Source organism: Amycolatopsis sp. NPDC001319 (assembly GCF_042896185.1).
GTDB lineage: Bacteria > Actinomycetota > Actinomycetes > Mycobacteriales > Pseudonocardiaceae > Amycolatopsis.
Map to the genome: position 1 here is coordinate 232610 of NZ_JBIAWY010000010.1, position 23125 is coordinate 255734.

Annotated in this window: 21 protein-coding genes; 16 read left to right on the forward strand and 5 right to left on the reverse strand. The window is 71.1% G+C overall.

The features are described 5' to 3' along the window. Positions 1-110: 110 nt before the first annotated feature. The 5 genes from ACFY1H_RS34375 (at position 111) to ACFY1H_RS34395 (ending at position 5220) form a co-directional block, all read left to right on the forward strand. Positions 111-1442 carry a M14 family zinc carboxypeptidase gene (locus ACFY1H_RS34375; protein WP_386953437.1) on the forward strand — a complete coding sequence of 444 codons (1332 nt, stop codon included), beginning with the start codon at positions 111-113 and terminating at the stop codon, positions 1440-1442. 201 nt (positions 1443-1643) lie between these two features. After that, positions 1644-2759, forward strand: a complete 1116-nt coding sequence (locus ACFY1H_RS34380; protein WP_386953440.1) for an alpha/beta fold hydrolase — start codon at positions 1644-1646, stop codon at positions 2757-2759. A 1-nt stretch (position 2760) separates the two neighbouring features. Beyond that, the gene (locus ACFY1H_RS34385; RefSeq protein ID WP_366578064.1) at positions 2761-3654 is read left to right on the forward strand and encodes an alpha/beta hydrolase; all 894 of its coding nucleotides are present in this window, start codon (positions 2761-2763) and stop codon (positions 3652-3654) included. 10 nt (positions 3655-3664) lie between these two features. Continuing rightward, the gene (locus tag ACFY1H_RS34390) at positions 3665-4459 is read left to right on the forward strand and encodes an enoyl-CoA hydratase/isomerase family protein (protein WP_386953443.1); all 795 of its coding nucleotides are present in this window, start codon (positions 3665-3667) and stop codon (positions 4457-4459) included. Positions 4460-4635: 176 nt separating this feature from the next. Continuing rightward, on the forward strand, positions 4636-5220 hold the full coding sequence (locus ACFY1H_RS34395; RefSeq protein WP_386953446.1) for a CGNR zinc finger domain-containing protein: 585 nt from the start codon (positions 4636-4638) through the stop codon (positions 5218-5220). A 40-nt stretch (positions 5221-5260) separates the two neighbouring features. On the opposite strand, the gene ACFY1H_RS34400 is transcribed toward ACFY1H_RS34395, so the two are convergent. Then, on the reverse strand, positions 5261-5830 hold the full coding sequence (locus tag ACFY1H_RS34400; protein WP_386953449.1) for a hypothetical protein: 570 nt from the start codon (positions 5828-5830) through the stop codon (positions 5261-5263). A 290-nt stretch (positions 5831-6120) separates the two neighbouring features. Between ACFY1H_RS34400 and ACFY1H_RS34405 the strand changes: the two genes are divergently transcribed. Further along, a complete protein-coding gene (locus tag ACFY1H_RS34405; protein WP_386953452.1) occupies positions 6121-8325 on the forward strand; it encodes a phosphocholine-specific phospholipase C in 2205 nt (734 codons plus the stop codon). A 206-nt stretch (positions 8326-8531) separates the two neighbouring features. Here ACFY1H_RS34405 and ACFY1H_RS34410 read toward each other — a convergent pair whose 3' ends face one another. Next, positions 8532-9128, reverse strand: a complete 597-nt coding sequence (locus tag ACFY1H_RS34410) for a hypothetical protein (protein WP_220239294.1) — start codon at positions 9126-9128, stop codon at positions 8532-8534. A 336-nt stretch (positions 9129-9464) separates the two neighbouring features. Between ACFY1H_RS34410 and ACFY1H_RS34415 the strand changes: the two genes are divergently transcribed. Continuing rightward, positions 9465-10829, forward strand: coding sequence for an MFS transporter (locus ACFY1H_RS34415; RefSeq protein ID WP_386953783.1), 1365 nt, complete (start codon positions 9465-9467; stop codon positions 10827-10829). Then, on the forward strand, positions 10826-11293 hold the full coding sequence (locus tag ACFY1H_RS34420) for a MarR family transcriptional regulator (RefSeq protein WP_366578071.1): 468 nt from the start codon (positions 10826-10828) through the stop codon (positions 11291-11293). The genes ACFY1H_RS34415 and ACFY1H_RS34420 overlap by 4 nt, the downstream gene beginning before the upstream one ends. Before the next feature lie 7 nt (positions 11294-11300). Here ACFY1H_RS34420 and ACFY1H_RS34425 read toward each other — a convergent pair whose 3' ends face one another. Further along, positions 11301-12434, reverse strand: coding sequence for a nucleotide pyrophosphatase/phosphodiesterase family protein (locus tag ACFY1H_RS34425; protein WP_366578072.1), 1134 nt, complete (start codon positions 12432-12434; stop codon positions 11301-11303). Between the two features lie 87 nt (positions 12435-12521). Here ACFY1H_RS34425 and ACFY1H_RS34430 point away from each other — a divergent pair, with 87 nt between their 5' ends. Genes ACFY1H_RS34430 through ACFY1H_RS34440 form a run of 3 tightly spaced genes read left to right on the forward strand, consistent with a single transcriptional unit; the run spans position 12522 to position 15387 of the window. Further along, positions 12522-13649, forward strand: coding sequence for a hypothetical protein (locus tag ACFY1H_RS34430; RefSeq protein ID WP_366578074.1), 1128 nt, complete (start codon positions 12522-12524; stop codon positions 13647-13649). Continuing rightward, positions 13646-14557: an ABC transporter ATP-binding protein gene (locus ACFY1H_RS34435; protein WP_366578076.1), complete on the forward strand. Its 912-nt coding sequence runs from the start codon at positions 13646-13648 to the stop codon at positions 14555-14557. The genes ACFY1H_RS34430 and ACFY1H_RS34435 overlap by 4 nt, the downstream gene beginning before the upstream one ends. Next, positions 14554-15387, forward strand: a complete 834-nt coding sequence (locus ACFY1H_RS34440; protein ID WP_366578078.1) for an ABC transporter permease — start codon at positions 14554-14556, stop codon at positions 15385-15387. The genes ACFY1H_RS34435 and ACFY1H_RS34440 overlap by 4 nt, the downstream gene beginning before the upstream one ends. Here ACFY1H_RS34440 and ACFY1H_RS34445 read toward each other — a convergent pair. Together ACFY1H_RS34445 and ACFY1H_RS34450 are read right to left on the reverse strand one after the other, a co-directional pair. Beyond that, positions 15377-16180, reverse strand: coding sequence for a lipase (locus tag ACFY1H_RS34445; RefSeq protein ID WP_366578080.1), 804 nt, complete (start codon positions 16178-16180; stop codon positions 15377-15379). The genes ACFY1H_RS34440 and ACFY1H_RS34445 overlap by 11 nt on opposite strands. Positions 16181-16268: 88 nt before the next feature. Continuing rightward, on the reverse strand, positions 16269-18104 hold the full coding sequence (locus ACFY1H_RS34450; RefSeq protein ID WP_366578082.1) for a helix-turn-helix domain-containing protein: 1836 nt from the start codon (positions 18102-18104) through the stop codon (positions 16269-16271). A 160-nt stretch (positions 18105-18264) separates the two neighbouring features. Here ACFY1H_RS34450 and ACFY1H_RS34455 point away from each other — a divergent pair, with 160 nt between their 5' ends. The 5 genes from ACFY1H_RS34455 to mimD all read left to right on the forward strand — a co-directional run bounded on the left by ACFY1H_RS34455 (position 18265) and on the right by mimD (position 23086). Continuing rightward, positions 18265-18504: a hypothetical protein gene (locus tag ACFY1H_RS34455; RefSeq protein ID WP_366578084.1), complete on the forward strand. Its 240-nt coding sequence runs from the start codon at positions 18265-18267 to the stop codon at positions 18502-18504. Positions 18505-18670: 166 nt separating this feature from the next. Continuing rightward, a complete protein-coding gene (locus ACFY1H_RS34460) occupies positions 18671-20323 on the forward strand; it encodes a methane monooxygenase (protein WP_366578086.1) in 1653 nt (550 codons plus the stop codon). A 115-nt stretch (positions 20324-20438) separates the two neighbouring features. Further along, a complete protein-coding gene (locus ACFY1H_RS34465; protein ID WP_386953460.1) occupies positions 20439-21488 on the forward strand; it encodes an NADH:ubiquinone reductase (Na(+)-transporting) subunit F in 1050 nt (349 codons plus the stop codon). A gap of 60 nt (positions 21489-21548) precedes the next feature. Next, a complete protein-coding gene (locus ACFY1H_RS34470; protein ID WP_386953463.1) occupies positions 21549-22718 on the forward strand; it encodes a toluene hydroxylase in 1170 nt (389 codons plus the stop codon). Next, a complete protein-coding gene (gene mimD, locus ACFY1H_RS34475; RefSeq protein WP_366578090.1) occupies positions 22715-23086 on the forward strand; it encodes a propane 2-monooxygenase effector subunit MimD in 372 nt (123 codons plus the stop codon). Before ACFY1H_RS34470 ends, mimD begins: the two co-directional genes overlap by 4 nt. The last annotated feature ends 39 nt before the right edge of the window (positions 23087-23125 follow it).

Sequence of the window (23125 nt, forward strand, 5' to 3'; positions counted from 1 at the left end):
CGGGAGTTCCGACTTTCGTGGGTGTGCCGGGTTTGTCCCGGGCCGCCACACTGTGCGTTGCGGAACGGTCACCGTCGGTCCGTCCCCCGATGCACCCGTGAGGAGCCCCGATGAAGGTCAGGTCGTCGTGGAAGGCCGCGCTGGCGGCGGTCGGCGTGCTGGTGGCGGGCCTGGCGAGCGGCGCCCCCGGCGCCACGGCTGCCGCGCCCGGGTCCGGTGCGCCGGTGTTCTGGCGGGTGCCGGCGACCGCGGACCAGGCGGCGGGGCTCGCGCGGGCCGGGTTCGACGTCGCCGAATCCGACCGCGAAGCCGCGTACGTCGTGGGTGACCAGGCCGTGGCGCGGCAGCTGCGGACGCTGGGGTACCGGCCGTCGTACTTCGACTCCGTCTACAAGGACGTGCCCGCCGCGTCAGCCCGGGCCGCGGCCGACACCTTCTACGGCGGCTACCGCACCGTCGCCGCGCAGGAAGCGCACCTGGCCCAGGTCGCCTCCGCGCACCCGGACCTCGCGACCGTGTACACGCTGGGCCCGTCGTGGAAGAAGACCAAGGGCCAGGGCGGACACGACCTGAAAGCCATCTGCCTCAGCAAGAAGCAGGCCGGCGACTGCACGCTGTCCACGACGTCGGCCAAGCCGAAGTTCGTGCTGATGGCCCAGATCCACGCGCGCGAGATCTCGACCGGCGAGCTCGCGTGGCGCTGGATCGACTACCTCGCCGACGGGTACGCGAGCGACGCGACCGCGAAGTCCATTCTGGACACCACCGAGGTGTGGGTGATCCCGATCGCCAATCCGGACGGCGTGGACATCGTGGCCTCGGGCGGCAACTCGCCCAAGCTGCAGCGCAAGAACGCCGACAACACCCGCGGCGGCTGCTCCGGCACCAACGTCGGCATCGACGTGAACCGCAACTCCACGTTCCACTGGGGCGGGGACTCGAACTCGCCGTGCGCCGAGACCTACCAGGGCGCGAGCGCCGGTTCGGAGCCGGAGACGCAGGCGCTGGAGAAGTTCTTCCGCGCGATCTACCCCGTGCAGCGCGGCACCGGAACGAACGACCCGGCGCCCACGACCGCCCGCGGCAGCATGATCACGCTGCACAGCTACGGCAACGACATCGTGATCCCGTGGGGCTTCACGCAGGCGAACTCGCCCAACGACGCGCAGTACCGCAAGCTCGGCGCGAAGTTCACCGCCTCCAACGGCTACCTCGTGGGCACCAACCGAGAGACCGTCGGCTACGACACGAGCGGCACCACCGACGACTTCACCTACGGCGCCCTCGGCGTCGCGAGCTTCACCTTTGAGGTCGGTGCCTCGAGTGGCACGTGCGGCGGGTTCCTGCCGAAGTACTCCTGTGTGGACAGCACGTTCTGGCCGAAGAACAAGGGCGCGTTCATCACAGCCGCGCAGGCGGCCGCCGCGCCGTACCGGCAGTGAAGACCGGCGGCCAAATTCGTACACTTCTGTCGTAACTCGGCACGAAGAAGGTCCTGAATGGGGAACTTCCGGGCGCTGAACGCGTGCCGTGTGGTCGGCGTCACCCGGCGTAGCTCCTGACACGACAGAGGCTAACGGTTTACGGTTGGGTCAGACACTGGCAGTCGCCCGACGCCGGGAGGACCTGATCGGGGAAGATCCATGGCCGAGCCGACCGTCTTCGTGCACGGGTTCCTCGACGACCACCGGGTCTGGGACGGCCTCGTCGCGGCGCTGCCGGCCGGCGGTGAGTACGTGCCCGTGGACCTCGCCGGCTGCGGTTACCGTGCGACGGAGGCCGGGCCCTTCACCTACGACCGGTTCGCCGCCGACCTGCTGTCCACTGTGGATGCGATCGGCGGCCCGTTCCTGCTGGTGGGCCACAGCATGGGCTCGGCGGTGGCCGAGCTGGTCGCGGCGGCACGACCGGAGCTGACCAGCGGGCTGGTGCTCGTGAACCCGGTGCCGCTGGCCGGCACGCACCTGCCGGACGAGGCCATCGAGCCGTTCCGCTCGCTCGGCGAGGCCGGAGCCGAAGCGCAGCGCGCGGCGCGGGCGAACCTGTCGCCGAACCTGAGCGCCGAGACCTCCGAACGCATCGGCGCGGCCGGGTTGCGGGTGCGTCCCGAGGTGGTGCGCGCGTTCGCCTCCTGCTGGAACAACGGTGCCCCCGAAGGGCACGCGCCGAGCGGCTACCCGGGGCCGGTGCTCATCGTGCGCGGCGGGGACGACCCGTTCGTCACGGCCGACCTCGTGGCCGGCGCCGTCGCGCCGCGCTTCGCCGCGCCCGTCACGGAGGTCGTCGCCGGTGCGGGCCACTGGACCCACGCCGAGGCGCCCGCCCGGCTCGCCGAGCTGATCGCCCGGTTCGCCGGCGGGCAGGCGCGCGGCTGGGCCGCCGGGTTCTCGCGCAAGAGCGCCGCCGCGTTCGGCGAGACGTTCGCCGAGGACGTGGTCCTCGAAGCCGCTGTGTTGCGCGAACCGGTCGAAGGCCGGGAGAACGTGCAGCGCGTGATGGCCGCCGCCAGCGCGATCTACGAGTCGCTGAAGTTCACGCACCAGACCGAGTCCGGCGAGCGCACGTACCTCGAGTGGGAAGCCGTGGCGTTCGGCGGCACGACGCTGCTCGGCGTCACCGTGCTCACCCGGGACGAGGCCGGCCGGATCGTGCGGGCGGCCATCCACCACCGCCCGCTCGGCGGCGCGCTCGGGTTCTCCGCGGAGCTGGGCCGGCGTCTGCCCGACCTCGCGGCCACCCACTTCCACCAGGAGGCCTGACATGACCACGCGAAACGACGTCGAGTTCGCCGGCGAGGACGGCGTGACCCTGCGCGGCTGGTTGTTCGTGCCGGACCAGCCGGGCCCGCGGCCCGCCATCACCATGGCCCACGGCTACGCCGGCGTGAAAGAACACGGTCTCGAACCCTTCGCCGAGGCGTTCGCCGACGCCGGTTTCGTGGTGCTGGTGCACGACCACCGCACGTTCGGCGCCAGCGACGGCACGCCGCGCCAGGACGTGGACCCGTGGCGCCAGATCGCCGACTGGCGCCGCGCGATCACCTTCCTCGAGGCCCGGCCCGAGGTCGACGCGGAGCGGATCGGCCTGTGGGGCACCAGCTACGCGGGCGGCCACGCGATCGTGCTGGGCGCCACCGACCGGCGGCTCAAGGCCGTGGTCGCGCAGGTGCCGACGATCAGCGGCGTCGAGCAGGGCCTGCGCCGCGTGCCGCCGGACGCGGTCGCGGCGCTGGAGCACGCGTTCGCCGAGGACGACCGCGCGGTGGGGCGGGGTGAACCTCCGCGCAGCCAGACGATCGTGAGCGCGGACCCGGCCGTGCCCGCCTCCTACCGCGCGCCGGACGCGGTCGGGTTCTACCTGCAGGACATCCCCGAGGGCATCTGGGAGAACCAGGTCACCGTGCGCTCCACGCGTGCCGCGCGGATGTACGAGCCGGGCTCGTGGATCAGCCGGGTGTCGCCGACGCCGCTGCTGCTGGTCGTGGCCCTGAACGACACGGTCACCGTGACCGACCTGGCGCTCGCCGCCTACGAACGCGCTCTGCAGCCGAAGCGGCTCGAACTGATCCCGGGCGGGCACTTCGACCCGTACGTCGCCGAGTTCGCCCGTTCCAGCGCCGCAGCCCGGTCCTGGTTCGAGCAGCACCTGTCCTGAGGAGCCCGCCGTGCCCCAGCTTTCCCTGAGCCGAGACAGTTCCGAGCACGTCGCCGTGCTCACGCTCCACAACCCGCCGCAGAACCGCATCGACGTCCCGATGACGACGGAGCTGCTGGCTGCGGTCGACGAGATCACCGCCCGCGGGGCCCGCGCCGTCGTGCTGCACGCCGAAGGCCCCGACTTCAGCTACGGCGGCGACATCGTGCCGTGGGAAGGGCAGGACGTCCGCGAACTGCGGGCGTCGTTCGAGCTCTTCCTGCGCGCGTTCAACGCAGTCGAGCAGCTGCCCGTGCCCGTGATCGCCGCGGTGCACGGGTTGTGCTTCGGCGGTGGCTTCGAGCTGGCACTGCGGGCCGACGTGCTCTTCGCCGGCGAGTCGGCGCGGTTCGGCCACCCCGAGCAGACGCTGGGGATCGTGACGCTGCTCGGCGGGATCCACCGCGTCGCCGCGCGGGCCGGGCGGGCCCGGGCGATGGAGTGGGCGCTCACCTCCGAGCCGGTGCCGGCCGCCGAGATGGCTCAGGCCGGGGTGGTCAACCGGGTGGTCCCGGACGAGCAGGTGTTCGCCGAAGCACTGGCGTTCGCGCGCCGCGTGGCGCAGGGCCCGACCCGGGCGCACGCCGTGCACAAGGCGCTGCTGCGCACGTGGGAGACCGGTGGCACGGCGGCCGCGGACCAGGTGCTGTTCGACCTGTCGATGCCGCTGTTCGAGACCGAAGACGCCCGCCGCGGCCTGGCGTCGGCGATCACCGCGTACCAGGCGGGCCGGCCGCGGCCGGTGCTGACGTTCGACGGGCGCTGAGCCGTTCCCGAGCTGCCTGTTCCTGAGCCGCCTTCCCGAGCCCCCGACGCAGCCGAAAGCCGTCCGCCTGCGTCGGACCGGGTGGACTGCCCTTTCCGTCTTGCGTGCTGGCCACAGGCGGTATAGTCGATCCGACAGAGTTGACGATGTGATGACTCTGCCGGGAGGAGTGCGAGATGAACTGGCCGGCGACCGATCGCTACGAGCTCGAGGTGAGCCCGGGCGGGCTGGGTTTCGTGCACGACCTGCTCAACACCCTCGCGGCCGGCAAGCCCCGGGAGAAGGACCTGCTCGCCGAGCTCGGCGACGCGCAGAAGTGGCTCGACGACGCGCTGGAGCGGTGGGCCGAGGCCACCGAACGCCCGGCCGAACGCGTCGAGCTGACCGGCGACGACGTCGAGCGCCTGCGCGACCTGCGCGACGAGCTGCGCGACTTCACCGACCACGACGCCGAAGCCGGCACGGCCCTGCTGCACAACGCGCCCGTGGTCCTGCAGGCCGGCGCCGACGGCTGGATCCGGCCCGAACCGCGTGGCACCGGCTGGCGGCGCGTGGCGTCGATCGTGCTCATCGAGGTGCTGGAGGCCCAGCGCGCCGACCGCTGGCGGCGTCTGAAGACCTGCCGCAACAAGCGTTGCGCGGTCGCCTTCTACGACCGCTCCCGCAACAACAGCGGCGTGTGGCACAACGTGCAGGTGTGCGGCAACGCGGTCAACCTGCGCGCGTACCGCGCCCGCCGGCGCACCCAGCAGAGCTCCTGACCCGGGTTCCCGGACCCGCGGCCCGGGAACCCGGCCGCGGTCAGTACGCCATCTCGTGGATGTCGGTGATCCGGTCGGCGGCGTTCACGGCGGCGTCGGCGAACAGCCCGCTGCCGCCGTAGTGGCTCAGCACGCTCTGCAGCTCGATCCCGGTCGAGCACTCGGTCGGCGGGCAGGTCTCGAACGGGAACCCGGCGGGGTCGACGGACTCGATCGTCGCGTTCGGGGCCAGCGGCAGCCGGTGCAGCCCGGGCACGTCGACCAGGTGCGGGCCCGCGCCGCCGTTCGGGGCGAGCGTGACCAGATAGAACTCCGCCATCCCGCTCGCGCGGTCGAAGCGGGTGAAGCGCACTTCGAGGCTCTTGCCCGGAAACTTCAGCCCGGCGGCGGCCGCCGCCACCGGCTGCTGGGACTGGCCCGGCTGCTGCGCGGAAGACGACGGGGCCGCCGACGCCCGCGTCGCGGTCGGGGCCACGGAGGTGGACAACGGCACCGACGGCACTGACGGAACCGGCGGTGCGGCGGGCCCGCCCGAGCACGCGGTGGCGAGCACCGCCGCCGAGACGGAAGCGGCGGCGAGAGCGCCTCTGAACACGGTTGTCCGCGCCATGTGATCATTCCCCCAGGATTCGCGAAAAGCTTGCTGTCACGGGGAAAGACGGCCGTGCGTCCCCGGCGTTGCGGCTGTGATCAACCCGTGACGCACGGGTGCCCTCGCGGTGGCCGGCTGTCCGGTCTGTCCGGTGTGGACTGCGCCGGCCGGACGAACCCGGCCACGGTTTCGACAGGCGTCGAGGAGTGTTCAGGTCGAGTTCGCCCCGAAACTGTTCCGCGACCGTAGGTTTCGCCCGTCCCACGTGCTCTCTCGCGCGTGCCGGCCGTTACCGGAGGTTCTCACCCATGTCCGATCTTTCCCGAAGAGGTTTCCTCGGCGCAGCCGCGGCGGTCACCGGTGCCGCGGTCGTCGGCGGCGGGCCGGCCGCCACCGAAGCCGCGGCGTCGCCCCGGCCGGCCGTGCCGGCGAAGCGGCACGGCGACCTGCGGGACATCAAGCACGTGGTGATCCTGATGCAGGAGAACCGCAGCTTCGACCACTACTTCGGCTCGCTCAAGGGCGTCCGCGGCTTCGGCGACCGCTCGGCGATCACGCTGCCCGGCGGCAACTCGGTGTTCCAGCAGCCCACGACGGCGCCCACCGTTCCGGGCACGACCACCCAGTACCCGTGGAAGCTGTCCGACGCCAAGGTGTCGCAGTACCCGGCCAACCACCAGCCGCCCAGCTCCGAGGTCGGCGCGCAGGGCTACGGCGGCACCTCGCACAGCTGGGACGACCAGCACGGCGCCTGGTACGGCGGCCTCATGAACGGCTGGTACTACGCCAAGGGCGGCCCGACCACGCTCGGCTACCTCGACCGCTCGGACATCCCGTTCCACTACGCGCTGGCCGACACCTACACCGTCGGCGACGCCTACCACTGCTCCGTGCTCAGCGCGACCGGCCCGAACCGCACCTACCTGTGGAGCGGCTCGATCAACGCCGACAAGTTGCACGGCGACTACGTGGCCTTCAACGGCGGCGACGAGCTCGGCAAGCACCTGCTGTGGGAGACCTACGCCGAGTCGCTGCAGAAGGCCGGCCACTCGTGGAAGGTCTACCAGGGCTCCGACAACTACGGGGACAACGGTGTCGAGTACTTCGACACCTTCGCCAAGCTCGACCCGTCGCAGGGCGGCACCGCCGCGCCCGGCAACGTGTTCTACGACAACGGCGTGGCGATCGTCCCCGAGCCGCACACCGGCCTGAGCGCCAACGCCGACAACCTCACCGACGCGCTGCGCGCCGACGTGGTGGCGGGCAAGCTCGCGAAGGTCTCGTGGATGGTCACGAACCAAGCCTTCTCCGAGCACCCGGACGGTTCGCCGAACGACGGCGCCTACTACGTCAACAACGTTCTCGAGGCCCTCAACGCCGACCCCGAGGTCTTCAACTCGACACTCGTGATCATCGACTACGACGAGAACGACGGCCAGTTCGACCACGTGCCGCCGCCCGTGCCCGCGCCCGGCACCGACGACGAGTTCTACCTCGAGGCCTCCGGCGCGCTCGCCAGTGCCGGCCTCACCCAGCCGATGCCCGTGGGTCTCGGGTTCCGCGTGCCGCTGCTGCTGATCTCGCCGTGGACGCGCGGTGGCTGGGTGACCTCGGAGGTCTCCGACCACACGTCGGTGATCCAGTTCCTGGAGAAGTGGACCGAGGCGCTCGGCAAGACCGCGCACTGCCCGAACATCAGCGCGTGGCGCCGCAGCGTGTGCGGCGACCTGACGGGCGCGTTCGACTTCCACTCGCCGGTGTACGGCCTGCCGCGGCTGCCGAAGACCACCGTGATCGGCGACCCGGTGGGTGGTTCGTACCAGCCGCCGGTGACCACGAACAAGATGCCGAAGCAGGAGCCGGGCACCAAGAAGGCCCGTGCGCTGCCGTACCAGCCGAACGCGAACCTCGACGGGTTCACCACCTCGCTCGGCTCGACGCAGGCGAAGCTGTCGTTCAGCAACAACGGCAAGCACGTGCGCAAGGCCAGCCACTTCGCCGTGTACGACAACACCCAGGCGACCCCGTCGCTCAAGGACTACCCGGCGAAGTTCCCGGGCCAGTACACGGTGGCGCCGTCGAGCACGGTCTGGGACAAGACCACGCCGGGTTCGGTGCCGCTGGCCGGCAACCGCTACGACCTCACCGTGGTGGGCCCGAACCGCTTCCTGCGCCAGTTCACCGGTGACCTCGACGCCGCCGGCCGCACCGCGAAGGTCACCGCCGCCTACTTCGACGGCATCCTCGGCTTCGGCTCGCGGCCGCGGCTGCTGCTGGAGCTGGAAAACGACGGCTCGCGGCCGGTCACCTTCACCGTGAAGCACAACCAGTACTCCGACGACCGTCCGAAGACCTATCGCGTGCCCGCGCACGGCCGCGCGCTGCACTCGATCGACCCGTGCGGTTCGGACCACGGCTGGTACGACGTGACCGTGACCCTGGACGGCGACAAGTCCTGGGCGCGCCGCTACGCCGGCCACCTCGAGGACGGTTCGGACAGCATCACCGGCTGACGCCGGAACGTGGCAAGGGCGCGGGTGCGCGAGGGAAGGCTCGCGCACCCGCGCCCACACCAGGTCATCGCCCGGGCCCGGCGTGGCGCACCCGCCGCGGCGGCGGTGTGCCCGTTTCTCGCGGTTGAGTGCCCGATGGGCCCGTGCGTTTCGCGGCCGGGTGTCACGCGGCCGTCCTGGCCGGTCTCAGCCGGTCCGGGCTCGGCTCAGCTGGTGATCTCGATGTCGGGCAGCTCGTCGAGCTTGCCCTTCGGCAGCTCCTCGACGGCGGCGAACACCTTCTTCTGGTGCTCCTTGATGCGCTCGTCGAGCAGGCGGCTCAGCTCGAAGGCGAGCCGGCCGGTCTGGCGGACGGTGAGGTCGTCGACGAGCGGGTGGATCGCCGAGGTGATCACGATGCCCTCGGGGCTCCCGTCGGCCGCCTGCGAGACCCCGATCGAGTAGACCTCGCGCGGGTTGGCCTCGCCGAGCACCAGGTGCTTGCGGATCTTGCGCAGCAGCCCGTGCCACTCGAGCACCTCGCCCTGCACACCGGTGGCCTTGAGGTCGTCCTCGGTCAGCCCCATGCCGCGCTCGCCGGGGCGGAAGCAGCGCGCGTACGAGTTCAAGGCCGAGACCCACAGCGATTCGATCAGCACGGGGTCGCGTTGCGCCTCGCCACGTTCGAGCTCGACGACCAGGCGCTCGCAACAGCGCAGCGTGAACTGCAGGTCGTCGAAGATCGCCGCGAGGTCGGCCAGCGCGAGCGCCAGCGGAGTCCTGAGCTGGCGCGCGTTCTTGACCGGTGCCGTGGGTTGGGACATCCCGGGACGCTCCTGTCCTGCCGGTGCGAGTGTTGCCGCCATCACACCGCACCTCGGCCGGCTTGCGTGTCTCAATGTGCGACAGCGTTGTTGGCCCCGCCTCCGGCAGGGCGTGCGAGATCGCCTTTGAGTCGGTGTTTCGTCGGGCCGGTCGGATCAGCCTGGCGGCCGATCGGACCGCCCCGACGAAACACCGACGCGATCTCGCTGGTGGGTTGCGTCGATCATTCGGGTACAGAGTTAGTTGTGTGGCATTGATCGCGTCGAGGTGGCGAAGTTCCCGGCAAAGTAGTTCTGTGTGAGAACGAACTGTCGGAGAAGGGGGCCGCTGTGGCGATGCTGGTGGAGCGGCCGCGGCCGCGCGTGGTGCGTGAGCACCGGTTCGCCGGGTGGTTCGCGGTGGGCGCGGTGTGCTTCGGCGCGTTCATGGGCCAGCTGGACGCCAGCATCGTCACGCTCACGTTCCCGGCGCTGCAGCGCGAGTTCGGCGAGCCGCTCGCAGCGGTGCAGTGGGTGTCGCTGGCCTACCTGCTCACGCTGGTGGGGCTGCTCGCCGCGGTCGGCCGCCTCGCGGACGCCTACGGCCGCAAGCTGACCTACGGCTACGGCTTCGGCGTCTTCACCGCGGCGTCGATCGCGTGCGGGCTGGCGCCGACGCTGACGTGGCTCGTCGTGTTCCGCGTGGTGCAGGCGCTCGGCGCGGCGATGCTGCAGGCCAACAGCGTCGCGCTGGTGGTGGGCAGCGTGCGCCGCGAGAAGATGCGCGCGGCGCTCGGGGTGCAGGCCGCCGCGCAGGCGCTCGGTCTCGCGCTCGGGCCCGCGGTCGGCGGGCTGCTCGTGGACACCGTGGGCTGGCGGTGGGTGTTCCTGGTCAACGCGCCGGTCGGCCTCGTCGGCCTGATCGCCGGGCGGTACCTGCTGCCGCGCACCCGCGAGCGCACGCCGCTGGGCCGCTTCGACGGCGCGGGCGTGGCGCTGCTGGCCACGGCGTCGACCGCGCTGCTGCTGGCGATCTCGGGCCTGTCCGGGCTGGCGCTGCCCGGCTGGACCGTGCCGGCGCTGTTCGTGGTGGCGGTGGTGGCGGCCGGCGCGTTCGTGCTGCGCGAGAACTCGGCGGCGAGCCCGATCCTGCGCCTCGCGGTGCTGCGGCCGCCGGTCGTCTCGTTCGGGCTGGTGGGCGCACTGTGCGGCTACCTCGTGCTGTTCGGGCCGCTGGCGCTGTTGCCGCAGGTCCTGGGCGCGCACGGCGCGACCGGCGTGGTGCTCACGAGCCTGCCCGCCGGCTTCGCGGTCGCCGCCGTGGCCGCCGATCGCGTGCTGCCCGCGGCGCTCGGCTCCCGCGTCCGCATCGGCGCCGGGGCGGCATTGGCGGCGGTCGGCTGCGCGGTGCTGGCCGGGGTGTCCGGTCCGTGGGAAACAGGCGTGTCGCTGTTCGCGGTGGGGCTCGGTCTGGGAGTGTTCATCCCGGCGAACAACTCGGCCGTCATGGGCGCCATCCCCACGCGGATGTCGGCCACCGGAGGAGGTCTGGTGAACATGGCCCGCGGACTCGGCACGGCGCTGGGCGTGGCACTGGTGACGTTGTGCCTGCACGCCGGGGGAACCGGCGGCCGGCCGCTCGCGCTCGCCGCCCTGGCCGTGGCGGCGGTGCTGGCCGCCGGCACGGGTCTCGCCGCCGGCTCCCGACCCCGTACCGCATGACGCCCGAACCGAACCTCGCCGACGTCGTCGCCCGCCTCCGGCGCGCCATGCGCCGCGCCGCGCGCACGGCCGACCCGGACAACACGCTGTCGGTCGCGCAGCTCGAACTGCTCTCGTGCCTGGCCGAGAACCCCGGCGCGCGCCCGAGCCGGGTTGCCCAGCTGCTGAAGCTGGCGCCGAACTCCGTCACGACCATGGTCACCGGCCTGCGGGCGCGCGACCTCGTCACGCGCACCAGCGGCAGCGACGACCGGCGGACGGTCGAACTCGAACTGACCGAGAGCGGGCAGGCGGCCGTGGACCGCTACAAGCACCACAACGCCGAGATCCTCGCCGCCGCGATCGACCGGCTGCACCCGGCTTGGCGGCACCTGATCGCGTCGGCCATTCCGGCGCTGGCCGAGCTCGTGGGCGCCATCGACCAGCTCGCCGAGACCGGCCCGCCGCACCCCGAACGTCCATAACGGACGGTCAGGCGCGGGCGATCGCCAGCGGTACCAACAGTTCTTCGTCGGTCACCGAGCCGTGCTGGCCCGTCATGCGGCTCAGCCGCGGTTCGGCCGCAGTGCGGACGACGGCCGTCCTCCCGCGGGCCGCGACGACGACGTCGCCGATGCGGGGGAGCACGGCGTCGGCGACGCGCGGGCCGAACCAGCCGGCCGCGACGGCGTCTTCGCGGCCGAGTACCCAGGCCTTCTCGCCGAGGGTTTCGCGCCACGCGGCGCGCACGTCGGGTGCCGCGCCCTCGACCGTGTAGACGTGGCGCGCGCGGGCTTCGCCGCCGACGGTGCGGACACCGGCCTGCAACACGGGTTCGGCGTCGTAGTCGACGCGCTCGCCGACGGTGACCATGCCGTGGTCGGCCGTCACGATCAGTGCCGAGCCGCTGGGCAGGCTGCCGGCGATCGTCTCGGCGAGGCGGTCGACGTAGGACAGCTGGTAGAGCCACGGCGTGCTGCCGGGGCCGTGCACGTGGCCGAGCAGGTCGAGGTCGGCGTGGTAGGCGTAGCAGAGACTCCGCGGCCGTTCCAGCGCGTCGGCGACGGCCGCCGTGAGATCGCCGAGCGCGTGCACGCCCTGGAACTCCCCGCCCCGCAACGCGGCTCGCGTGAGTCCGCTGTCGCGCTGGTCGCGCGGCCCGACCACGCGCACGGCGACGCCCGCCGCCGCCGCGCGTTCGAACGCGGTCGGGCGCGGCTGAAGCTCCTCCGGCACGACCCGCTCGCGCAGGTCGATCGGCTTGCCGCCGGTGTGGCGGCGCCAGCCGAGGACGTTGAGCACGTCCCGTCCGGCCTCGAAGGCATAGCCGACCACGCCGTGCTCGCCCGGCGTCAGGCCGGTGCCGAGCGACGCCACGCTGGTCGCGGTCGTGCTGGGGAAGCCGGCCGTCAGCGGGCGTGCCGACAGCCGCGCCAGAAAAGGCGCGGCGTCGGCGTGCGCCTGGAGTGAGGTCCAGCCGAGGCCGTCGACGAGCAGCACGCACACGCGGTCGGCGGCGGGCAGGTCGAGCGCGTTCCGTTCGCAGGCGACGCCGAGCCCGGCGAGCGCCGAGGGGACGACGTCGGCGAGGGTGCCCGCCGCGTACCGCTGCGCGAGATCTTCCATGGGCCTCACCCTAAGGCGACGGGGCCGGCGTAAGGATTCGGAAACGGGGGTCACGCGGTTTCGTGGCGTACAAAGGGACCAGAGGTGATGCCGGTGTCCGTCGTGCGACGTGAGCGCGGTCGTCGCTGGGCGGTGGTCGCCGTCGTGGCGGTCGCGCTGGTGGCGCTGCCGTCGCTCGTCGCCGCGCTGCGGCCCGCCGGGCCGGCCACCGGCGCCGGGCACCTGCGTGACCTCGTGCTGGGTTCGGCCGGAAAGCCGTACCAGGGCCTCGCACAGAGCCGGGGCTCGCTGGCGATCCCCGAGCTGCCGGACCTCGCCGACGTGTCGGCCCTGTTCTCCACCACCACGACCACGCGCGCCTGGTACGCCGCGCCCGACCGCTACCGCGTGGCGGTGCTGACCACGACGGGGGAGCACGACGTCTACCACCTGCCCGAAGGCGAATACACCTGGGACTACGGGGCGAACATGCTGACGAAGCTGACGGGCGACCCGGCTGTGCGGCTGCCGCGCGCGGGTGACCTGCTGCCCCCCGAGCTGGCGCGGTGGGCACTGCGGTCCGCGCCCATGGACCCGGTGAGCGCGCTGCCGCCGCGCAACGTCGCGGGTGTGCCGGCCGCCGGCTTCCGCCTGGTGCCCGCCGACCCGCAGACGACGATCGGCGGCGTCGACGTGTGGGCCGATCCGGGGACCGGGCTGCCGCTGCGCGTCGAGGTGACCGCGCGGGGCCAGCAGGCGCCGATGCTCACCGCGGAGTTCGAGGACGTCGAGCAGACCGCCCCCGTCGTCACCACGCCGGTGCCCGCGCCGGGCAGTGGCTTCACGGCCACCAATGCGCCGGACCTGTCGAACGCGCTGGGCGCGCTGGGCCGCGTCCGGCTGCCGCCGACGCTCGGCGGCCGGCCGGTGCGCGCCGCGAACTTCGGCGGCGTGCAGGGCGCCGCGCTCTACGGTTCGGGCCTCGCGACGTTCGCCGTGGTCGCCGTGCCGCGCGCGGTCGCCGACGGCGCGGCGGACGCCGCCGCCAAGGCGGGCGGAACCGCCATCACGCTGCCGCAGGGCTCGGCCGTGCAGCTCGCGGTCACGCCGTTGTCGCTCGCGATCGTGCGCCCGCCGAGCTCGCGGCGCGGATACCTGCTCGCCGGTCTGGTCACCCCGTCGGTGCTGGCCGCGGCCGCGGCCGACCTGGCCACGCTGCGCCGGAGCGGCCGATGATCGTCACGCGCGGGCTGACCAAGCGGTACGGCCGGACCGTGGCCGTCGACGCCGTCGACCTGGAGGTCCGCGAAGGCGACCGCTACGGCTTCCTCGGCCCGAACGGGTCCGGCAAGACCACGCTCGTGCGGATGCTGCTCGGGCTCGTCTACGCCACGAGCGGCGAGATCGAGGTGCTGGGGCAGCCGGTGCCGAAACGGCTCGCCGACGTGCTGCCCGACGTCGGCGCGCTCGTCGAGGGCCCCGCCGCCTACCCGCACCTTTCGGGCCGGCGCAACCTGGCGCTGCTCGACGCCGCCGGCCGACACCGCGGCCGGCGCACCCGCCGGCGGCGCATCGAGGAGGCGTTGGAACGCGTGGGTCTCGCCGGCGTCGACCGGCGGCCGGTCAAGGCGTACTCGCTGGGCATGCGCCAGCGCCTCGGGCTGGCCGGCGCCCTGCTCGACGGCCCGCGGCTGCTGGTGCTCGACGAGCCCACCAACGGTCTCGACCCCCAGGGCATCAAGGAGATCCGGGAGCTGCTGCTGGAGCTCAACCGCAATGGCACCACGGTTTTCCTGTCCAGCCACCTGCTCACCGAGATCGAGCAGCTGTGCACCCGCGTCGGCATCGTCGACCACGGCCGCCTGGTGCTCGACGGCGAGGTCGCCGCTCTGCGCGGCGCCACCGGGCGCGTCCTGCTCCGTACGCCCGACCCCGCCGCGGCCGCCGCCGTGCTCGACGGACACCTCGAACACCGCGACGGCGAACACCTCGTCGTCCGCTACGCCGACGCCGCGGAGCTCAACACCCGTCTCGTGAGCGCGGGCGTCCGGGTGAGCGACCTGCGGGAGGAGCACCGCACCTTGGAACAGGTCGTCCTCGACGTGACGAGCCACGGCTCGGACCGCTTCGGAGGCACGCGGTGATCGGAGTCGAACTGCGCAAGCTCGCGTTGCGCCCGCGCGTGTGGGTGAGCGTGCTGCTGTTGTGCCTGCTGCCGGCGATCGTGGCGGTGTTCCTGGCGACCGCGGACTTCGCGCCGCCGCCGGGGCAGGGCGGGGCGTTCCTGTCGGCGGTGGTGAGCGACGGGTCGCTGTACCCGGCGGCCGCGCTCGCGCTGGTGCTGCCACTGTTCCTGCCGATCGCGGTGGCGGTCGTGGCCGGGGACTCGGTGGCGGGGGAGGCCTCGGGCGGCACGCTGCGGTACCTGCTGGCGCGCCCGGCCGGGCGGACGCGGCTGCTGACGGCCAAGCTCGTGGCGCTCGCGGTGTACGTGACGGCGGCGATCGCGATCGTGGTCCTCACGTCGCTGGTGATCGGGATCCTGTTGTTCGGCACGGGCGGCGAGGTCGGGGCGGGCGGCCAGGCGGCCCAGGTCGTGACGTTGTCGGGCACGTCGCTGAGCTCGTCGTCGCTCGCGTTGCGGTTGCTGGGGGCCGTGGCCTACATCGTGTTGTCGATGCTCGGGTTCGCGGCGATCACGATGTTCCTGTCGACGCTGGCGGACTCCGCGCTCGGGGCCGCGCTCGGCGGGCTGGCCGTGCTCATCACGAGCTCGGTCCTGGAGACGCTCGACGCGGCCGCGCCGGTGAAGCCGTACCTGCCCACGCACTACTGGCTGTCGTGGCTCGACTTCTTCCGCGATCCCGTGCTGTGGCACAACATCGACCGCGGGCTGCTGCTGCAGGCCGGCTACATCGTGGTGTTCTTCGGCGCCGCGTGGGCGAACTTCGCGACCAAGGACGTCACGAGCTGAGCGCCGCGCACGAGGCCGGCACCGACAACGGCGCCGTGCCGATCGCGTTCAGCACGAGACCGGTCACGGCCGGGTCCGTCGGCAGGTCGCCGTGCGCGGCGGTGTCGGCGGGGCACACCTGCTGCAGTGCCACGTTCACCGCGCCGTCGAGCCGCGCCGACTCCGGCGGCGTCACGGTCCGGTCGAGCCGCGTCCACACCGAAAGCCACGGCAGGCCCGGCGGGATCGGCGGCAGCTGCCGCAGCAGGGCGCTGCCGGGCGTGAGCTGGCGGCAGGCCGTGGGACACGCACTCGGCGCGAGCACGCCGCCGGCGGTGGCGAGCGTGGTGCCGTGCATCGGCGCGCCGAGCGTGATCACGCGGCGCGCCTGGTGCTCGCCGCCTTCGCGCGCGACCCACAGCCGCGCGACGACCCCGCCCGCCGAGTAGCCGACCACGTCCACCGACGGGGCTCCGCCGGCGTACGCGCGTTCGACGGCCTGCGTCAGCACGTCCACCTGCTGCAGGAGATCGCCGGTGCCGTCGCCGGCGAGGGTGAGCACCTCGGTGTCCCGGCCGGTGGCCTGGTGGATGCGGCCGGCCAGCTGTTCGAGCGAGTCCCGGCCCCCGCCGTAGCCGGGCACCAGCAGCACCGGCCCGGGCGTGTCCTGCGCGGGGCTCCCGGCACGAGGTACGCCGGAGCCGCCGCCGACGGACACCGCCGTGACCACGCCGGCGGCCACCACGAAGAGCGCCACGGCAGCGACGAGCAGCCGACGCCGCGGGCTCAGCGCTCGCACACCCGGCCACCTCATGGCTCCATGATGATCCCGGGCGTGCGGGACCTCCGTGAGCTGAGCGTTCCGAGCGCTCAGCGTTTCAACCACTCAGCGTTTCACCCACTCAGTGGTCGGGCGTGACGATGCCGTACTCGTGGATCTTGCGGTAGATCGTCGCGCGCGAGATGCCGAGCAGCTGCGCCGCGCGCGGTTTGTTGCCGTGGGCCTCCTCGAGGCTGCGCACGATCGCGTCGCGCTCGATCGACTCGAGCCCCTTCAGCGGCCGTTTCGCGATGGCCTGGTACTCGGCCGGCAGGTCGCTCGGCTGGATCGCCCCGAGCCGCCGGTGCTGCGCGACCTTCTTGAGCACCTGGTAGAGCTGCGCGGTGTTGTCCGGCCAGTCGGCGCGCATCAGCAGGTGCAGCGCCGTCGGCGAGCACGAGAGCCGGCTGCCGCGCGAGAGCTTCGCGAGGAAGAACGGCACGAGCTCGGTCAGGTCGTCGATGTGGCGGCGCAGCGGCGGCACGGTCACCGTCCGCGGGAAGAACGCCAGCGACTCGGCCAGGTCCGGCGTCGTTTCGGCCTCCGGGGCCAGCGTGACCGCGAGCCACGGCGCATTGGCGCCGTACGCGGTACGCACTTCTTCGAGCACCCCGGAGAACGCCTTCAGCTGCTCGCCGCGCAGCGACTCCAGGTGCTGCACCACGAGCGTGTCGACCGGATCGTCGATCAGGTCGCGCCGGAGGTCGCAGAGCCAGTCGTCCTCCGCCGCCTCGCGCGCGTCGAGCGTGTGCAGCCGGCCGGTCGGGTTGCGCCGCTGGTGCACGCCCTTGGCGAGGCTCAGCTTCCCGGTGCCCGGCTCGCCCGCGAGCACGAGCCACTCGCCGCGGCTGTAGCCGGCGTCGACGTCGTGCGTGCAGCGCAGCCACGACGGCGCCGAACCGACCAGGCCCGGCAGGAACATCGGCAGCATCGGCACGGGCACGCCGCTCGACTCGGCCTCCGAGACGATCAGCTTCACCGAGAGCACGCCGCCCACGACGTCGTCCTCGTGCTGGCCCGGCACGCGGCGGCAGTGCATCTTGACCTTGCCCCCGCCCGAGAGCGTCACGGTCGCGGTGTTGCGCCGGTACTCCGACAGCGCCTGCGCCGCGTGCCCGAGCAGGATCGACTGGTCGGCGGAGTTGAGCAGCTGGCGCGCGCTGTCGTTCATCATCACGATGTCGTCGTTGAACGCCATCACGATGCCGGTCGTGCGGCGGCACGCCTGCAGGTAGGACTGGAAGAGGATCAGCTCGCGCAGGTTGCTGTGCGTCAGCAGCGCTTGCTGGATCTGCTCGGCCGTGCTGCGCGCGAGCGCGATCAGCAGCCCGCCCGCGTCCTTGCGCCAGCACGTCAGGTCGACGGCGCCGATCATCTTCCCGGAGATCGGGTGGTGGATGGGAACGCCCGCGCACGCGAGGTTCTCCAGGTGCTCGGCGTAGTGCTCGTGGCCGAACACGTGCGTCGGCTGGTCGTCCTCCAGCGCGGTGCCGATGCCGTTGGTGCCCACGAACTTCTCGCCGTAGCTGAAGCCGGGGACCAGTTCCACCCGTTCGAGGTGGCGGTGCAGATCGGTGTCGCCGGTGCGCTGGCTCAGCACCGTGCCGGTCGGGTCGGCGAGGATCATGCTGATCGGCTGCCCGTCCAGCTGGTCGCCGAGGCGTTGCATGACGAGTTTCGCGCTGTGGATCAAGGGAGTGTCGAGGTTGACCTCGCCGAGGTAGGGCAGGTCGATGCGATCGGCGGGCACGCGGAAGTGCCGCGACCGCCACCACGAGGCGAGGATCGCCTCGCGGACTTGGTCCGGCTCAATGGTTTCCGATGTCAGAAAGCGAATCCGGGTCCTCGCCAGACCGTCCTCGTCGGGCAGGATCGCGGCCGGGTTCGGTGCGACCTGGCGGGCGGGTGGACTCTTCACCACGGCTCGACCTCCTGTCGCTGCCCACGTCGTTGTGTCGCAGTACCGGGTCGTGCCCAGCTTAGGACACGTGTCCAGCGCGGGTCTCACCTTGAGACGCGATCCTCGCGCGCGCGGGGTTCTCATGGGGGAGTCCGGACCAGCGCGCAGGAGGACCCGAATGGATGAACAAACCGAGGAGACGTACAACCCCTGGACGGTTGTCGACCTGGTGTTCCGCCACCTCGTGGACATCGGGCTGCACCCGACGCTCGGCTCCGGCGGCCCGCCCGGCGAGCCGGCCGCGGAACTGCTGCGTGCGCTCGGGATCACCCCTACGGCGGAAGGAGACGTACGCATCCAGCACGAGAAGGAGTCGCAGCTGGCCCAGCTGCGGGCCGCGATGATGGAGGACGGCTGAAAAAATCTCCGCGGCTTGTCTCGTATTGAGACTCGCGGTTCCGCGGGCCGCCCCCTTAATCGTGTTCGCAGGACTTGACGCCCCGGTCCGCACCGGGTGAACCGGGTACCGAGGTACGGGCAGGGCGAGCCAGCAGCCGTCGTGGCGCGACGGGTAAGGAGAGACCATGAGCCGCCAGAGCGTGGCGAAAGCCCACCAGAAGATCCAGGAGCTGTCGTGGGAACCGGTGTACCACCAGCCGGTGTCGCACTACGGAACCGATTACACGTTCCACAAGGCCAAGAAGAAGGACCCGCTCAAGCAGGTGCTCCGTTCCTACTTCCCGATGCAAGAGGAAAAGGATCACCGCGTTTACGGGGCCGAGGACGGCGCCATCCGAGGCAACATGTTCCGGCAGGTCCAGGAACGGTGGCTGGAGTGGCAGAAGCTGTTCCTGTCCATCATCCCGTTGCCGGAGATCTCCGCGGCGCGGGCCATGCCACTGCTGTTCCGCACGGTGCCGAACCCGGAACTGCACAACGGCCAGGCGATCCAGATGATCGACGAGGTACGCCACTCGACGATCCAGCAGAACCTGAAGCGCCTGTACATGAACAACTACATCGACCCGGCGGGTTTCAACTCGAGCCTGCGCAACTTCCAGAACGACTACTGCGGCACGATCGGCCGGCAGTTCGCCGAGGGCTTCATCACCGGTGACGCCATCACCGCGGCGAGCATCTACCTCACGATCGTGGCCGAGACGGCGTTCACCAACACGCTGTTCGTCGCCATGCCCGCCGAGGCCGCGGCCAATGGCGACTACCTGCTGCCGACGGTGTTCCACTCGGTGCAGTCCGACGAGTCGCGCCACATCAGCAACGGTTACGCCACGCTGTTGATGGCACTTTCCGACGAAAGCAACCACCAGTTGCTCGAACGCGACCTGCGTTACGCGTGGTGGAACAACCACCGGGTGGTCGACGCGGCCATCGGCACCTTCATCGAGTACGGCACGAAGGACCGCCGCAAGGACCGGGAAAGCTACGCGGAGATGTGGCGCCGGTGGATCTACGACGACTACTACCGCAGCTATCTCGTCCCGCTCGAGAAGTACGGTCTGGTCATTCCGCACGACTTGATCGAAGAAGCGTGGAAGCAGATCTGGGACAAGGGCTACGTGCACGAAGTCGCGCAGTTCTTCGCCACCGGGTGGCTCGCCAACTACTGGCGCATCGACCCGATGACGGACGAGGACTTCGAGTGGTTCGAGTACAAGTACCCGGGCTGGTACGACAAGTACGGCAAGTGGTGGGAGAACTACAGCCGCCTGTCCGTGCCGAACGGGCACAACCCGATCGCGCTGGAAGACGTCGACTACGTCTACCCGCACCGGTGCTGGACCTGCATGGTCCCGTGCCTCGTGCGTGAGGACATGGTCATGGCGGAGGTCGACGGGCAGTGGCGGACGTACTGCCACGAAGCCTGCCGGTGGACCGACGTCGAGGCGTTCCGGCCCACGTACCAGGGCCGCGAGACCCCGAACATGGGCCAGCTCATCGGTTCCCGCGAGTGGGAGACGCTCTACCACGGCTGGAACTGGGCCGATGTGGTGTCCGACATGGGCTACGTCCGCGACGACGGCAAGACCCTGGTCGCCCAGCCGCACCTCGACCTGGACCCGAAGAAGATGTGGACGCTGGACCACCTGCGCCGGTGCCCGCCGCTGCAGAGCCCGAACGTGCTGCTCAACGAGATGAACGCCGAGCAGCGGGCCGCGTTCCAGGACGACTACAACCGCCAGGGTCCGGCAGGACGGCCCGCAAGGGCAGCGTCCTGATCGGACGGACAACCGGTCTCCGCCGGCGATCGGGTGCCGCTCTCGCCGTGGCACCCGATCGCCGACGGTGGCGACCCGGGATGTGTGCGAACTCCGGCGTTCAGGCAGGGAAGCGATGGGAAACAAGCACCACGTCCGCTTCGAACCGGTCGGCATCGAGATCGAGGTCGACGAGGACCAGAACATCCTGCGAGCGGCTGCCGAGCAGGGCGTCATGCTCATGCACGGGTGCAAGGAGGGGCAGTGCGCCTCCTGCAAGTCGTTCATCCTCGACGGCGACGACGTCGACCACGACCGGTACTCCACGTTCGCGTTGCCCGACTTCGAAAAGGAAGAGGGCTTCACGCTGCTGTGCCGGGCGCACGCGTACGAGGACCTGACGATCGAACTGCTCAACTACGACGAGGAGATGATCCACTCCGGACTGCCGATCCAGGAGGCGGTCGCGGAGGTGGTTTCCCTCGAGGAGGTCACGCACGACCTGCGCCGGCTCGTGGTCCGGCTCATCGACGCCGAGTCGTTCAAGTTCTTCCCCGGCCAGTACGTCGACTTCGTGGTCCCAGGACACGAGGCCACCCGGTCGTTCTCGATGGCGAACACCCCCGGCCGCGACTCCGGCCTGCTGGAGTTCGTGATCAGGATCTACCCGGACGGGTTGTTCTCGCACTTCCTGGACACCGCGGTGTCGGTCGGGGACCGGCTCGACGTGTCGGGCCCGTTCGGGGTCTTCACCCTGCGGGACGCGCCCGAGCGGGATCTGGTGTTCCTCGGTGGCGGCGCCGGCATGGCGCCCATCCTCTCGCTGCTGCGGTCCATGGCCGAGCGCGGCATCGAGCGGAAGGCGACCTACTACTACGGCGCCCGTCGCAAGAGGGACCTGTGTTTCGAGAGCGAGCTGACGGCTCTCGAGGACAAGATCCCGGGTTTCCGGTTCGTGCCTGCGCTGTCCGAACCCGAGCCGGGTGAGGACTGGGACGGCGAGACCGGCCTGATCACCGACGTGGTGCGGCGGCTCGAGACCGACCTGGGCCGCACCGACGTCTACGTGTGCGGGCCGCCGCCCATGGTGGAGGCGGCCCTGGAACTGCTGCCGGCGCTCGGCGTGCCGGAGAAGCGGATCTTCTACGACAAGTTCACCACGACCGGCGATGCGGACGAGACGTGAGTCCGGCTGGGAAACCGACGCAACGACGAGGCCAGTGCCCGACGCGAAGGAATGAAACCCATGACAACGACGGCTGAACGCAGCGTTCCCAAGCCCGTCTTCACCGATGCCGAGGCGGGCGCCAAGGAGTTCCCGGACTCCGAGGCGAGGCGATTCAACTACTACACCCCGAAAAAGCGCAAGCAGAGCCACTACGAGGACGTCACCGTCGAGGTGCAGCCCGACCCGCGGCACTACTTGAGCCAGGGCTGGCTGTACGGCTTCGCCGATGGCAAGGGCGGTTACCCGCTCGAGTGGACCGCGCTCAAGGCCTGGGGTTCCGACCGGCCCGTGCCCGTGCGCAGCCCCGGCTCCGGTGGCCAGGGCTACCCGTGGCCCGCGCTCGGCTGGCACGAGTTCCGTGACCCCAACGAGGAGTGGGAGCTCACGCTTTACCGCTACAACGCCAACGTGGTGCGCCAGCTCAACCAGAACATCGACGCGGCGCGGCAGTCGAAGGCGTTCGAGCAGTGGAACCCCAACTGGGTCAGCTTCGTGTCACAGCACATCGGCGCGTGGATGCACGTGGACCACGGCCTCGGGCTCTACCTGTTCGCCAACGCCAACCGGCGCGCTCCCACCAACATGCACAACAACGCGATCTCCGTGAACAGCATGCACCGCATCCGCGCGGCGCAGGACCTCGCGCTGTACAACCTCACTCTGTCCGAGGAGATCGAGGGCTTCGACGGCACCGCGCACCTCGCGACGTGGAACGAGGACCCCGCGTGGCAGGGCGTGCGGGACACCGCCGAGGCGCTCACGGAGATCTGGGACTGGTGTGAGGCGATCTTCGCCGCGAACATCGTGTTCGAGCCCCTCGTGGGAGAGCTGTTCCGCAGCCGGCTCGTGCAGCAGGCGGCGCCGGCCAACGGCGACTTCGTGACCCCGACGCTGATCGGCGCGGAGGAATTCGACTTCTCCGAGCGCGACCTGCGCTACACGAAGGCGATGTTCGAGCTGCTGGTCAACGACAGCGAGTTCGCCGACCACAACCGCGCGCTGATCGACAAGTGGCTCTCGGCGTGGGTGCCCAAGTGCCTTTCGGCCGCACGCACGATGCAGCCGCTGTGGTCGCAGCCCGACGCCAAGCCCATGCGGTTCGAAGACAGCCTCGACCGCGCCAAGAGCCGCTTCGGCGGCATCCTGTCCGACCTGGGTCTGCAGGCACCGAAGGAGCTGAGCCAGTGACTGTCTTCAAAACCGCGGAAAGCCCGTTCAAGTCCGACAACACCGCGTCGAACATGTGCGGCTTCACCCTGATGAACAACCAGGTCGGCGCCATCATCGCCGAGGTCGTGGGCAAGCTCGACAACGTCACCGTGACGCCCCTGCCCTCGATGATCCGCGTGGACGCCGTGGGCCGCATGGACCTCGTCTTCGCCGACGTGGACGAGGCCGCGGGCGAGGAGGAGGGCTGGTTCGACTCCGCGGAGTTCGAGGAGAGCATGTCCACCCACTACGGGCGCATGGTCCACCTCGACGACCGCACCATCATGTTCGCCAACCCCGAGGACGCGGCCGAATACCTCGACTTCGACCTCGTGGCGCGCAAGTAGCCGAGATCGGAGAAGCACAACTCGGCAGAAGCACTCGAT

Bases quoted from the DNA above. Each gene is read 5' to 3' on its own strand.
- ACFY1H_RS34375 (WP_386953437.1), top strand. From the start codon at position 111: ATGAAGGTCAGGTCGTCGTGGAAGGCCGCGCTGGCGGCGGTCGGCGTG.
- ACFY1H_RS34380 (WP_386953440.1), top strand. From the start codon at position 1,644: ATGGCCGAGCCGACCGTCTTCGTGCACGGGTTCCTCGACGACCACCGG.
- ACFY1H_RS34385 (WP_366578064.1), top strand. From the start codon at position 2,761: ATGACCACGCGAAACGACGTCGAGTTCGCCGGCGAGGACGGCGTGACC.
- ACFY1H_RS34395 (WP_386953446.1), top strand. From the start codon at position 4,636: ATGAACTGGCCGGCGACCGATCGCTACGAGCTCGAGGTGAGCCCGGGC.
- ACFY1H_RS34400 (WP_386953449.1), bottom strand. From the start codon at position 5,830: ATGGCGCGGACAACCGTGTTCAGAGGCGCTCTCGCCGCCGCTTCCGTC.
- ACFY1H_RS34405 (WP_386953452.1), top strand. From the start codon at position 6,121: ATGTCCGATCTTTCCCGAAGAGGTTTCCTCGGCGCAGCCGCGGCGGTC.
- ACFY1H_RS34410 (WP_220239294.1), bottom strand. From the start codon at position 9,128: ATGTCCCAACCCACGGCACCGGTCAAGAACGCGCGCCAGCTCAGGACT.
- ACFY1H_RS34415 (WP_386953783.1), top strand. From the start codon at position 9,465: ATGCTGGTGGAGCGGCCGCGGCCGCGCGTGGTGCGTGAGCACCGGTTC.
- ACFY1H_RS34420 (WP_366578071.1), top strand. From the start codon at position 10,826: ATGACGCCCGAACCGAACCTCGCCGACGTCGTCGCCCGCCTCCGGCGC.
- ACFY1H_RS34425 (WP_366578072.1), bottom strand. From the start codon at position 12,434: ATGGAAGATCTCGCGCAGCGGTACGCGGCGGGCACCCTCGCCGACGTC.
- ACFY1H_RS34430 (WP_366578074.1), top strand. From the start codon at position 12,522: ATGCCGGTGTCCGTCGTGCGACGTGAGCGCGGTCGTCGCTGGGCGGTG.
- ACFY1H_RS34435 (WP_366578076.1), top strand. From the start codon at position 13,646: ATGATCGTCACGCGCGGGCTGACCAAGCGGTACGGCCGGACCGTGGCC.
- ACFY1H_RS34445 (WP_366578080.1), bottom strand. From the start codon at position 16,180: ATGAGGTGGCCGGGTGTGCGAGCGCTGAGCCCGCGGCGTCGGCTGCTC.
- ACFY1H_RS34455 (WP_366578084.1), top strand. From the start codon at position 18,265: ATGGATGAACAAACCGAGGAGACGTACAACCCCTGGACGGTTGTCGAC.
- ACFY1H_RS34460 (WP_366578086.1), top strand. From the start codon at position 18,671: ATGAGCCGCCAGAGCGTGGCGAAAGCCCACCAGAAGATCCAGGAGCTG.
- ACFY1H_RS34465 (WP_386953460.1), top strand. From the start codon at position 20,439: ATGGGAAACAAGCACCACGTCCGCTTCGAACCGGTCGGCATCGAGATC.
- ACFY1H_RS34470 (WP_386953463.1), top strand. From the start codon at position 21,549: ATGACAACGACGGCTGAACGCAGCGTTCCCAAGCCCGTCTTCACCGAT.